Below are 11,480 nucleotides of genomic sequence, written 5' to 3' on the forward strand. Positions count from 1 at the left end.
CGGTTGGTGTCCTTGGTTGATTTTCGAGGTGGTTTCGAGGCGGGGCTTCTCGGCGAACGGGGGTTTGGCCGCATGCTCCGTTGAAGTGCCGCATGCTCCGTTGAAGTGTGGAGATTTTGCCCAGGTACGGGCTGCTCGTGACCGCGGCGGTCGCGAGCGGGCTGGATTCGGGGTCGCCGGCGGACCGCATTTCGGTGTTGCCGCGCTCCGTGGCTCGGATTCTGTGATCTTGGATGCTCTTTGCGTTCCGAGGTGACTGGGCGGGCGCGGATCCCGTGCGGGGGTGACTGCGCGGGTGTAGATCCCGTGCGGGGACGGATCGGCTGATGGCACCTTCTCGGACGATCAGCTCCCTCGGCGGATCGCGTGTCTGTGAGATGTCGACGGACGGGTGCTGCGGACGCGTGTTCGTAGCACGGCTTTGCCGGGTGTCGGAGCAAGTGAGCTTTGCTCGATGTCGGCCCGTGGGTGGGAGGGCGCTCGGGGGCCGCGTTTCACGGTGTTTGCGCGCGTGAGAAAACGCGTGCTGACCTCGGAATTTGGAAGTGTGAGCGTTGGGTGTGTAATCTCGTTCAAGACTTCGCCGCCCCGGGGTCGAGAACGCGGATCACGGTGCGGAAGTAGTCATGCCCCCTTAGCTCAGTCGGCAGAGCGTTTCCATGGTAAGGAAAAGGTCAACGGTTCGATTCCGTTAGGGGGCTCGCCGGATTGCCGGTGGTGACCGACTCGGCATCGCACCCATTGTCGTGGGGCTGGGCTCGCACCACTGCAATGCGACGCCGTGGCGGTGTAGCTCAGTCGGTAGAGCAAACGACTCATAATCGTTGTGTCGCCGGTTCAAGTCCGGCCATCGCTACCAAAACCGATTACGCCCATCAGGTACCGGAAAGAAGGAAAGTCGTGGCCGCGAAGTCCACCGATGTCCGGCCAAAGATCACCTTGGCCTGCGAGCAGTGCAAGCACCGCAACTACATCACCAAGAAGAACCGGCGCAACGACCCGGACCGGCTGGAGCTGAAGAAGTTCTGCCCGAACTGCGGCACGCACCGGGCGCACCGCGAATCCCGCTGATCCCATCCACGCGTGAAACTGCCGCGTGAAGGGCAACCGGGACGCTGATCCCGGGATCTCGGAACCGTGAAGCTGTGCAGGGCCGGACATCAGTCCGGCCCTGAGCGCTTTCTACGGTCGGGTGCGGTGGTGAACGCTCGCCGACCCCGGGGTGCGGGGTCAGATAGGTACATTCCTCCCGTGACAATCAACACCGGTACAGAAGAAGCGGTCCAGGCGAGCGAGGCGGATCTCGATCCCGCCGCCCACGCCGCGGCCATGGTCGGTCACCACTACCGCGTCGACGACTACTACGAGGTCGGCCGCGAGAAGGTCCGCGAATATGCCCGCGCCGTGCAGGACTACCACCCGGTGCACTGGGACGAGGACGTCGCCGCCGAATACGGCTACGACGGCCTGCTCGCGCCCCTCACCTTCATCTCCCTGGTCGGCATTCTGGCCCAGCGCAAGCTCTTCGAGCAGATCGTCACGGGCTACGACCTCAGCCAGATCATGCAGACCGACCAGATTCTGGAATTCCACCGGCCCATCCGGGTCGGCGACCAGCTGACCTGCGACGTCTACCTGCACTCCTTCCGGCAGGCCTTCGGCGGCGACATCATCGTCACCAAGAACATCGTCACCGCGCAGAACGACGAGCTGGTGCTCACCACCTACACCACGCTCGTCGGCCGCAGCGGCGCCGACATCGACCCCAACCTCACCGGCGCAGTCCGCAACGTGCTGATGCACGGCATCGGCGAGGAGGCGCCGGAACACCACCCGCGCACCGCGCGCGACGAGCAGCCCGCCCCGATCGCCGTCATCCCGGAGGTCGCGCCGAGCAAGCACGCGATCAATTTCGAGGACGTCTCCGTCGGCGACGAACTGCCCACCCGCATCGTCCGCCTCACCCGCGGCGATCTGGTCAACTACGCGGGCGCCTCGGGCGACGCCAACCCCATTCACTGGAGCGACGACGTGGTCAAGCTCGTCGGCCTGGACAACGTGGTCGCGCACGGCATGCTCACGATGGGCCTCGGCGGCGGTTTCGTCACCTCCTGGCTCGGCGATCCCGGCGCGGTCAAGGAGTACAACGTCCGCTTCACCAGCCCGGTCTACGTCGGCTCCGACGAGGCGGCCGAAATCGAGTACACGGGTAAGGTGAAGTCCGTGGATCCGGAGACGCGGACCGCGGTCGTCGCCATCGTGGCGAAGTCGGCGGGCAAGAAGATCTTCGGCCGCGCGACGGCTACCGTGCAACTGGCCTGACCTGGTCGATCGACCCTGATTGGCTATTGGCCTAGGCGGTAACGTACACTCAGGTTTCTGGGGTCACCAGCCGCTGCGCGCTGCTCTGTGGGGCTGGTTCCAGGCGGTCCGGAGGACGATCTCCGACGGACTGCCCATGGGAGCCGGCAACCGCCGAAGCAGCGCGCGTGTTGTGTGGACCAGAGCGACAACTGAATACAGACAGTGGTTGGACAACGAGTTCCACCGTCCAACCAAAGGGGCGTAGCTCAATTGGCAGAGCAGCGGTCTCCAAAACCGCAGGTTGCAGGTTCAAGTCCTGTCGCCCCTGCCCTTAAGCCAGCGACGGAGAGAGGATCGACGTGAGCGACGAGCGGGATCGCCACGGCGCGCATGCGGCCGACGAAGGCGATGGCACCGCCGCGGTGAGTCGGCCGAGCGGAAAGCGGTCCGCGCGGCGGACCCGTTCGGGCTCCACGTCGGCCGACACCGGTTCGATCGCCACGATCGACCGGACGTCGCCCAAGAAGGACAAAACTGCCGGAAAGGCCAAGCGCGAAGGATCGGGCAATCCGTTCTCGCGTTTGATCAAGTTCCTGCGAGAGGTCATCGCGGAACTGCGCAAGGTGATCTGGCCCAACCGGAAGCAGATGGTCACCTATACGAGCGTTGTTCTGGTGTTCGTGGTCTTCATGGTCGCGTTCATCAGCGGGATGGATCTGGCGTTCGTCAAGGGTGTCGACTGGCTGTTCGGCTAGTAGTACGACGCCGACGCCGGTAGCCGATCCCGGGGGCGGACCGGCGGGAGTAATCCGCCGCGCCCGGCCCGGCACGCAGAGGATGTACGTGACGACACAGGAAGCGAGTGCCCTAGTGAGCACCCCGGAGAACGACACAAACAACGAGTTCCCGGTCGACGACGCGGTGGTGGAGCCCGCCAACGACGAGGCGGAAGACGCCGCGGCCGTCGAAGAAGCTGTGGTCGAGGAATCCGCACCCGCTACCCCGATCGATGCCGAGCCGGCGGATCCCGTCGCCGAGATGAAGGCCGCGCTGCGGCGCGCCCCCGGCGACTGGTACGTCATCCACTCCTACGCCGGTTACGAGAACAAGGTGAAGGCCAACCTCGAGACCCGTGTGCAGAACCTGGACCTCGAGGAGTACATCTTCCAGGTCGAGGTGCCGACCGAAGAGGTCACCGAGATCAAGAACGGCCAGCGCAAGCACGTCAACCGCAAGGTGCTGCCCGGCTACATCCTGGTCCGCATGGAGCTCAACGACGAGTCGTGGGGCGCGGTGCGCAACACCCCCGGTGTCACCGGGTTCGTCGGTGCGACCTCGCGGCCCTCGCCGCTGTCCATCGACGACGTGGTGAAGTTCCTGGTCCCCGCCGCCCAGCAGAAGAAGGCCCCGGCCGCCGCTGCCGCCGCCGCGAGCGCCGAAAGCGCCGCCGAGGTTGCGCCCAAGCCGGTCATCGAGGTCGACTTCGAGGTCGGCGAGTCGGTCACCGTCATGGACGGTCCGTTCGCGACGCTGCCCGCCAGCATCTCCGAGGTCAACGCCGAGCAGCAGAAACTCAAGGTGCTCGTGTCGATCTTCGGTCGCGAGACGCCGGTCGAGCTGGCGTTCACCCAGGTCGCGAAGATTTAGTCCCACCTCCGCCCTCGCCCCGGCCGCCGGGACCGAGGGCGGAGTGCGTCCGACCGGTCGGGCGCCGGGCCGGGCAACCGGCCCGCCCGAAGGACCAGGGCACGCCCCCCGGTAAGGTGTATGGGTTCGTGCGCGGATCCGAACAGCGTCAGCCGGATTCGTTCGCGAGCGCCGGGCCGCGTGCCCGGATGCGGGCAGTGCCCGCGACAGGCTTACGGCAACCGTAAGGACCCGAAACCAAGGAAGAAAGATGCCCCCCAAGAAGAAGAAGCTCGCCGGGATCATCAAGCTGCAGATCCAGGCCGGCGCGGCGAACCCGGCTCCGCCCGTTGGTCCCGCCCTCGGTCAGCACGGCGTCAACATCATGGAGTTCTGCAAGGCGTACAACGCGGCGACCGAGTCGCAGCGTGGCAACGTCATCCCGGTCGAGATCTCCGTTTACGAAGACCGGACCTTCGACTTCAAGCTGAAGACCCCGCCCGCCGCCAGGCTGCTGCTCAAGGCCGCAGGCGTGCAGAAGGGCTCGGCCGAGCCGCACCGCAACAAGGTCGCCAAGGTGACCATGGACCAGGTTCGCGAGATCGCCAAGACCAAGATGGAAGATCTCAACGCCAACGACCTGGACCAGGCGGCGAAGATTATCGCGGGCACCGCGCGCTCGATGGGTATCACCGTCGAGGCGTAAGCCCGAGAACTCGGTGGGAGGGTCGGCCAGACCCGGAAACCACTTCTGAACCAAGAACTTTAAGGACAGAGAATCATGGCAAAGCGAAGCAAGGCGTATCTCGCCGCGGCCGAGAAGGTCGATCGCACCAAGCTGTACTCCCCGCTGGCCGCCGCGCGCCTGGCGAAGGAGACCGCGACCACCAAGACCGACGCGACCGTCGAGGTCGCCGTTCGTCTCGGCGTCGACCCCCGCAAGGCGGACCAGATGGTCCGCGGCACCGTCAACCTGCCGCACGGCACCGGTAAGACCGCCCGCGTCATCGTGTTCGCGGCCGGTGAGAAGGCTGCCGAGGCCGAGGCCGCGGGCGCGGACGCCGTCGGCGCCGAGGACCTGATCGAGCGGATCCAGGGCGGCTGGCTGGACTTCGACGCCGCGATCGCCACCCCGGACCAGATGGCCAAGGTCGGCCGCATCGCGCGTGTCCTCGGCCCGCGCGGTCTGATGCCGAACCCGAAGACGGGCACGGTCACCACCGACGTGACCAAGGCCGTCAACGACATCAAGGGCGGCAAGATCAACTTCCGCGTCGACAAGCAGGCCAACCTGCACTTCGTGATCGGCAAGGCCTCCTTCGAAGAGGCCAAGCTGGTGGAGAACTACGGCGCCGCGCTGGACGAGATCCTGCGTGCCAAGCCGTCGACCGCCAAGGGCCGCTACGTCAAGAAGGTGACGGTCTCGACGAACACCGGACCGGGCATCCCGGTGGACCCGAACCGCACCCGCAACCTCCTCGAAGAGGACGCGTAAGCAGCACCGAGGTCCCCTGACCTCACCGAGCCGCCGAGGGCGGGAACGCAACCGCGTTCCCGCCCTCGGCGCGTTTCAGGCCTCGCAGAGGCGTTCGAAGAATTGGCAGGCTCCGTCGGAGTAACCCGCCGGCTTTGCCGGTTGCATCCGAGGTGACCAGGATTCTGCTGATCTCCGGAAGCACCCGCGAAGGCTCCACCAACACCGCCGCACTGCGCACCGTGCAGGCCATCGCCCCCGCGGACGTGGAAACACGTTTCTACACAGGACTATTGGAGCTGCCTGCCTTCGTGCCGGGCGCGGACCCCGCGAACTATCCGGCGGTAGTCGGATTACGCGATGCCCTCGCGTGGGCCGACGCGGTCTTGATCTCGACACCCGAATACGCGGGCACACTCCCCGGCAGCCTGAAGAACCTCCTGGACTGGACCGTAGGCACCGCCGACCTCCACGAAAAGCCCACCGCTTGGCTCACCGTCGCGGCGCCGGGGCGCGGCGACGGCGCCACCGCCACCCTGGCGAGCGTCCTCGGCTACGTCGGCGCCGACGTCGTCAGCGCGGCCTGTGTCCGCCTACCAGTCTTGTCCGCCGACATCGGTGCGGATGGATTGATTGCGGCGCAAGGTTTTCGCGACGGTGTAGCCGAAGCTCTCGAGGCGCTGGTTCGCCACGGGCAGGGTCGCACCGGCACAGTCGACAACTAGTGCCGCGTTCCAGCGGGTCGGCGCTAACCGACCGAAGGCCTCCTTCATCCCGCCAGACCGACAGGAGGTGACCTTCATTCACCCGACCTGCGTGCGGCGTGAACCGACCGAGGGTGACCTCCAGCGTGGTGGGCCGACTGACAGTGGCCCTCGGTCGGATTGACCGGCGGTCATGTTGCCCGGTGACTATTCCGCTGGGTCGTCGGGAGATTCGCGCCAGGCGAGGAGGACGGACTCACCGCTTTGCGCGCCCCACGGGAGGAAGAGGGCGACGAGCAACGCGCAGACCACGACCGCGCCCGCGGCGACGAGGGAAGCCGCGTGGGAGCCCTGGAGGGCGGCGGTTTTCATCGCGGTGATGAGGTTTTCGCGCTGGGATTCGAGGAACGCGGGGAGTTCGCGTTTGCGGAGTTCCAGCACGCTGAGCGGGCTGGCCGCGACCAGGCTCTTCTGGTCCTCGCTCATCAGGGTGCTCGGCACGCGATCGAGCAGCGGTTCGACACGTGTCGTGTAGTAGGAGGCCACGATCGAGCCGAGGACGGCAACGCCGAGGGTGCCGCCGATCTCGCGGGTGGTGTCGTTGACCGCCGAGCCCGCGCCCGCCTCGTTCAACGGCAGCGAGGACATGATGGATTCGGTGGCCGGGCCCTGGACGATGGCCAAGCCGAGCGCCATCGACACCATCGAGGGCAGCACATCGGTGACGTAGCCGCTGTCCACCGTCACCTGGCCGCCCAGGTAGAGGCCTAATCCGGTGAGCAGCAGGCCGAAGACGATCACCGGCGTGGTGCCCCAGCGTTGCGCGAGCAACGTCGCGACGGGCGCGCCGATGGCGACCGAGAACGCGAACGGCAATGAGGCGATACCGAATTCGAGCGGCGTGTACTCGCGCACCCCTTGGAAATATTGGGTGATCAGGAACAGAAAGCCGAACATCGAGAAATAGCCGACGGCAATCGACAACGCGGGCATAGAAAAACGGCGATTGCGGAACAAACGCATATCCAGAATCGGTGCCGCCGTGCGCAATTCCCACGCGATGAACGCGGCGAGCAGCGCGACGCCGAGCACGCCCGCGGCCAGTGTGGTGACCGACAGCCAGCCGTAGTGCGGGGCCTCGATGATGGCCCAGACGAGCAATGTGATGCCCGCGATGGACAGCGCGATGCCGGGCAGATCGAGCCTGCCGACATGCGCGGACCGCGATTCCGGCACCCACAGCAGCGTGGCGACCAGCGCGACCAGCGCCACCGGCACATTGATCCAGAAGACCGAGTGCCAGCTGAAGTGCTCGAGCAGCCAGCCGCCGGAGATCGGGCCGATGGCGATGGCGAAGCCCGCCATGGCCGTCCACGCCGCGATGGCGAGCGCACGCTCGCGTCGGTCGGTGAAGATGTTGATGATCAGGGCGAGGGTGGCGGGGAAGACGGCCGCGGCGAACACGCCCATGGCCGCGCGGGCCGTGATGACCGCGCCCATCGAATCCGACAGTGCGCCACCGATGGACATGACGGCGACGCCGATCAGGCCGACGGCCATCACCCTGCGGCGTCCGTAGCGGTCGCCGAGATTGCCGAAGGCGAGCAACAGCCCGGCGAAGGTCAGGGTGTACGCGTCGACGACCCATTGCAGGCCGCTGACACCGGTGGCCAGCTCGACACCGATCGAGGGGAGGGCCACGTTGACGATGGTGTTGTCGAGGACGACCAGCAGTTCGGCCAGGCAGATGACGGCCAAGGCGAGAAAGCGCTGGTTGCGTCGTTCCAGCAACACCGGTGGATCGACTATGGAGGTTGCCATAGTTCAGCAGCTAAGCAGGTATCTGTCACTCTTGGTAACACTTGTTGACGGCGATATCCGACACATCCGGCGGTGAAAAGTGACGTGCGCCACAACAATTCGACCGCCGAAAGGTTTCGATTCGCGCCGAATCGAGGGCCGTTTTGGCAGATGGGGGCGGCGCCAGGTACTGTGGACGACAGTTATCGACGAGTTCGATCGCTACCCAATCCGTTCTACCGAAGACCGTTGGTCGCCGATCCCGCATGGGTTCGGTCGAAGGTCCGGCGACATTGCCGGCGGCCCACGCAGGGAGAACCGAGGCTGGGAGTCGATTCGAGTCCTGTGGCTCGTGTTGATTTTTCCTTTGCGCCCCGGAACGCCTTGCGTCCGGGGCGTTCGTTTTGTCGCCGGGCTCTCGGATCGGTAGTTCGTGTACACGAACCGACATCCAGAGAGGAGGCGAAGTATGGCAAAGGCTGAGAAGGTCACCGCGGTCGAGGAGATCGCGGAACAGTTCCGGAACTCGACGGCCACCGTTGTCACGGAATACCGTGGCCTGTCGGTCGGCAAGCTCACCGAACTGCGGCGTGCGCTCGGCGCGGAGGCCACCTACTCCGTCGCCAAGAACACCCTGGTCAAGCGCGCCGCCGCCGAGGCGGGCGTGGAGGGCCTCGACGACTTGTTCGTGGGACCGACCGCCATCACCTTCATCCAGGGTGAGCCGGTCAACGCGGCCAAGGCGCTCAAGACCTTCGCCAAGGACAACAAGGCGCTCATCATCAAGGGCGGCTACATGGACGGCGCCGCGCTGTCCGTCGCCGAGGTCGAGAAGATCGCCGACCTGGAGACCCGCGAGGTCCTGCTGGCCAAGCTGGCCGGCGCCCTGAAGGGCAACCTCGCCAAGGCCGCCGGCCTCTTCAACGCTCCCGCTTCGCAGGTGGCCCGCCTGGCCGCCGCGCTGGAGGAGAAGAAGCGCGCCGAAGGCGGAGCCGCCGAGTAACACCCACCGTGCGCGGGCGGTACGCCCCCATGGACACCAACTACCGAAAGGAAAACAACAATGGCCAACGTTGACGAACTGCTCGAGACCTTCGGCAACATGACCCTGCTCGAGCTGTCGGACTTCGTCAAGAAGTTCGAGGAGAAGTTCGAGGTCACCGCCGCTGCTCCGGTCGCCGTCGCCGCCGTCGGTGGCGCTGCCGCTCCGGCCGAGGCCGCCGAGGAGCAGGACGAGTTCGACGTCATCCTCGAGGGTGCCGGCGACAAGAAGATCCAGGTCATCAAGGTGGTCCGCGAGATCGTCTCCGGCCTGGGCCTGAAGGAAGCCAAGGACCTGGTCGAGGGTGCCCCGAAGCCGATCCTGGAGAAGGTCGCCAAGGAGGCCGCCGAGGCCGCCAAGGCGAAGCTGGAAGAGGCCGGCGCCAAGGTTTCGGTCAAGTAATTCCACGAATTACTCGAACGGGCGGCCCCCAAATTCGGGGGGCCGCCCGTTTCGCATTTTTCGGGGGACATGCGAGCGGGTTTGTCGAAAAGCACGAGCGCATTCGGCTTACTCTGGAGTCAGGTTGGGGTGTGCCCCGTCTCCCGCATGGGTTACAGTGACCGAACCCACTGTGACGTGACGCACCGCGATGACCGAGCGCGGTTCGCCGGTGGGCTGCTCGCTGAGAAAAGTGGAGGTTGGCGTGGGCGTCGAGGTCAGGACCGAGGGTGTAACCAAGTCCTTCGGTTCGCAGCGAATTTGGCAGGATGTCAGTCTGACCTTGCCCTCCGGCGAGGTGAGCGCGCTACTCGGTCCCTCGGGTACCGGTAAATCGGTGTTCCTCAAGTCGCTGATCGGCCTGCTGCGTCCCGAGCGCGGCTCGATCTACATCGACGGCACCGACATCACCACCTGCTCCAACAAGGAGCTCTACGAGATCCGCAAGCTCTTCGGCGTGCTGTTCCAGGACGGCGCGCTGTTCGGCTCGATGAACCTCTTCGACAACGTCGCCTTCCCGCTTCGTGAGCACACGAAGAAGTCCGAGGCCGACATCAAGAAGATCGTCATGGAGAAGCTCGAGCTCACCGGTCTGCTCGGCGCCGAGGGCAAGCTGCCCGGCGAGATCTCCGGCGGTATGCGCAAGCGCGCCGGTCTGGCCCGCGCCCTGGTGCTCGACCCGCAGATCATTCTGGTCGACGAGCCCGACTCCGGTCTGGACCCGGTCCGCACCTCCTACCTGAGCCAGTTGCTGATCGACATCAACGCCCAGATCGACGCGACGATCCTGATCGTCACCCACAACATCAACCTGGCGCGCACCGTGCCCGACAACATCGGCATGCTGTTCCGCCGCCAGCTGGTGATGTTCGGTCCGCGTGAGGTGCTGCTGACCTCCGAGGAGCCGGTGGTCAAGCAGTTCCTCAACGGCCGCATGATCGGCCCGATCGGCATGTCCGAGGAGAAGGACGAGGCCCAGATGGCGCGCGAGCAGGCGATGGTCGACGCGGGCCATCACCACGGCGGCGCCGAAGAGGTCGAAGGCATCATCCCGCAGATGAAGGCGCAGCCGGGTATGCCGGTGCGGCAGGCGGTCGCACGCCGCAAGGCCCGCGTGCGGGAGATCATGCACACCCTGCCGCACGCCGCGCAGGTGGCGATCCGCGAATCGATGGCCGAGAACGACGACACACAAGTGATGTCGTACAACGCCCCCAGTGTCGCCAGTTACCAGGGCGACTCGTTCGACACCACCGTGCGCCACAACACAACCAACGGGTAACATACGCCCGTGAACTCGACTCCGGCCCGTGTGCGGACACCAGTCGAGTCGGCGTTTGCCCAGGCGGGCAACGTTTTTGCGCTCTTCGTCGACGTCATGCGCAAGATGTTCCGCCGCCCGTTCCAGTGGCGCGAGTTCATCGAGCAGTCGTGGTTCATCGCCAGCGTCTCGATCTTGCCGAGCGCGCTGGTGGCCATCCCGTTCGGCGCGGTCGTCGCGCTGCAGACCGGTTCGCTGATCAAGCAGCTCGGCGCCGAGTCGTTCACCGGAGCCACCAGCGTGCTCGCCACCGTGCAGCAGGCCGCGCCGGTGGTGACCGCGCTGATCATCGCGGGCGCGGCCGGGTCGGCGGTCGCCGCCGATCTCGGCGCGCGCACCATCCGCGAGGAGATCGACGCCATGGAGGTGCTCGGCGTCGATCCGGTGGCGCGGCTGGTCGTTCCGAGGGTGCTCGGCATGACGCTGGTCGCGGTGCTGCTCAACGGGTTGGTGTCGGTCGTCGGCATCGCGGGCGGCTATTTCTTCAACGTGCTGCTGCAGGGCGGAACGCCCGGCGCGTACCTCTCGTCGTTCTCCGCGCTGGCGCAGTTGCCCGACCTGTGGATCGGCGAGATCAAGGCGGCGATCTTCGGTCTGCTCGCCGGGGTGATCGCCGCGTACAAGGGGTTGCATCCCAAAGGGGGGCCGAAAGGAGTCGGTGACGCGGTGAACCAATCCGTGGTGATCACATTCCTGGTCCTCTTCTTCGTCAATCTCGTTCTGACACTGGTCTACCTGCAGGTCGTCCCGGCCAAGGGCTCCTGACAG

The 11,480-nt window shown here is 65.9% G+C and carries 12 protein-coding genes and 3 tRNA genes; 14 read left to right on the top strand and 1 reads right to left on the bottom strand.

From position 1 onward, the window contains the following. Positions 1-628 precede the first annotated feature (628 nt). From FB390_RS09450 to FB390_RS09495, 10 genes are all read left to right on the top strand, one after another. Positions 629-701: transfer RNA gene (locus FB390_RS09450), tRNA-Thr, on the top strand. An 82-nt stretch (positions 702-783) separates the two neighbouring features. Further along, positions 784-859, top strand: a tRNA-Met gene (locus tag FB390_RS09455). 41 nt (positions 860-900) lie between these two features. Further along, positions 901-1,071 (top strand): 50S ribosomal protein L33, encoded by a 171-nt coding sequence (gene rpmG / locus FB390_RS09460; RefSeq protein ID WP_011211653.1) that lies wholly within the window; start codon positions 901-903, stop codon positions 1,069-1,071. A 186-nt stretch (positions 1,072-1,257) separates the two neighbouring features. Continuing rightward, positions 1,258-2,322: a fused (3R)-hydroxyacyl-ACP dehydratase subunits HadA/HadB gene (locus FB390_RS09465; RefSeq protein WP_141811643.1), complete on the top strand. Its 1,065-nt coding sequence runs from the start codon at positions 1,258-1,260 to the stop codon at positions 2,320-2,322. A 237-nt stretch (positions 2,323-2,559) separates the two neighbouring features. Continuing rightward, positions 2,560-2,632, top strand: a tRNA-Trp gene (locus FB390_RS09470). A 31-nt stretch (positions 2,633-2,663) separates the two neighbouring features. Then, positions 2,664-3,059, top strand: a complete 396-nt coding sequence (gene secE / locus FB390_RS09475) for a preprotein translocase subunit SecE (protein WP_141808627.1) — start codon at positions 2,664-2,666, stop codon at positions 3,057-3,059. A 115-nt stretch (positions 3,060-3,174) separates the two neighbouring features. Next, entirely contained in the window at positions 3,175-3,951 is a 777-nt protein-coding gene (gene nusG, locus FB390_RS09480) for a transcription termination/antitermination protein NusG (RefSeq protein WP_141811644.1), read from the top strand. A gap of 250 nt (positions 3,952-4,201) precedes the next feature. Beyond that, on the top strand, positions 4,202-4,636 hold the full coding sequence (gene rplK / locus FB390_RS09485; RefSeq protein ID WP_141808628.1) for a 50S ribosomal protein L11: 435 nt from the start codon (positions 4,202-4,204) through the stop codon (positions 4,634-4,636). Between the two features lie 75 nt (positions 4,637-4,711). After that, positions 4,712-5,425, top strand: a complete 714-nt coding sequence (rplA, locus tag FB390_RS09490) for a 50S ribosomal protein L1 (protein ID WP_067791425.1) — start codon at positions 4,712-4,714, stop codon at positions 5,423-5,425. A gap of 134 nt (positions 5,426-5,559) precedes the next feature. Beyond that, positions 5,560-6,129 carry an NADPH-dependent FMN reductase gene (locus FB390_RS09495; RefSeq protein ID WP_246123937.1) on the top strand — a complete coding sequence of 190 codons (570 nt, stop codon included), beginning with the start codon at positions 5,560-5,562 and terminating at the stop codon, positions 6,127-6,129. Between the two features lie 186 nt (positions 6,130-6,315). Here the strand turns inward: FB390_RS09495 and FB390_RS09500 are convergent, their stop codons facing one another. Continuing rightward, entirely contained in the window at positions 6,316-7,929 is a 1,614-nt protein-coding gene (locus FB390_RS09500; protein WP_141808629.1) for an MFS transporter, read from the bottom strand. Positions 7,930-8,377: 448 nt separating this feature from the next. On the opposite strand from FB390_RS09500, the gene rplJ reads away from it, so the two are divergent. The 4 genes from rplJ to FB390_RS09520 all read left to right on the top strand — a co-directional run bounded on the left by rplJ (position 8,378) and on the right by FB390_RS09520 (position 11,477). Continuing rightward, complete coding sequence (gene rplJ / locus FB390_RS09505; protein WP_067791433.1) at positions 8,378-8,911, top strand: 50S ribosomal protein L10; 534 nt, start codon at positions 8,378-8,380, stop codon at positions 8,909-8,911. 60 nt (positions 8,912-8,971) lie between these two features. After that, the gene (gene rplL, locus FB390_RS09510; protein WP_067791435.1) at positions 8,972-9,352 is read left to right on the top strand and encodes a 50S ribosomal protein L7/L12; all 381 of its coding nucleotides are present in this window, start codon (positions 8,972-8,974) and stop codon (positions 9,350-9,352) included. A 190-nt stretch (positions 9,353-9,542) separates the two neighbouring features. Beyond that, positions 9,543-10,673, top strand: a complete 1,131-nt coding sequence (locus FB390_RS09515) for an ABC transporter ATP-binding protein (protein WP_141808630.1) — start codon at positions 9,543-9,545, stop codon at positions 10,671-10,673. Positions 10,674-10,769: 96 nt separating this feature from the next. Then, the gene (locus tag FB390_RS09520) at positions 10,770-11,477 is read left to right on the top strand and encodes an MlaE family ABC transporter permease (RefSeq protein ID WP_246124266.1); all 708 of its coding nucleotides are present in this window, start codon (positions 10,770-10,772) and stop codon (positions 11,475-11,477) included. Positions 11,478-11,480 lie beyond the last annotated feature (3 nt).

This window comes from Nocardia bhagyanarayanae, assembly GCF_006716565.1.
Lineage (GTDB): Bacteria > Actinomycetota > Actinomycetes > Mycobacteriales > Mycobacteriaceae > Nocardia > Nocardia bhagyanarayanae.

Coding starts and splice junctions, on each gene's coding strand:
- rplK (WP_141808628.1), top strand. CDS start 4,202: ATGCCCCCCAAGAAGAAGAAGCTCGCCGGGATCATCAAGCTGCAGATC.
- rplA (WP_067791425.1), top strand. CDS start 4,712: ATGGCAAAGCGAAGCAAGGCGTATCTCGCCGCGGCCGAGAAGGTCGAT.
- FB390_RS09500 (WP_141808629.1), bottom strand. CDS start 7,929: ATGGCAACCTCCATAGTCGATCCACCGGTGTTGCTGGAACGACGCAAC.
- rplJ (WP_067791433.1), top strand. CDS start 8,378: ATGGCAAAGGCTGAGAAGGTCACCGCGGTCGAGGAGATCGCGGAACAG.
- rplL (WP_067791435.1), top strand. CDS start 8,972: ATGGCCAACGTTGACGAACTGCTCGAGACCTTCGGCAACATGACCCTG.
- FB390_RS09515 (WP_141808630.1), top strand. CDS start 9,543: ATGACCGAGCGCGGTTCGCCGGTGGGCTGCTCGCTGAGAAAAGTGGAG.
- FB390_RS09520 (WP_246124266.1), top strand. CDS start 10,770: ATGCGCAAGATGTTCCGCCGCCCGTTCCAGTGGCGCGAGTTCATCGAG.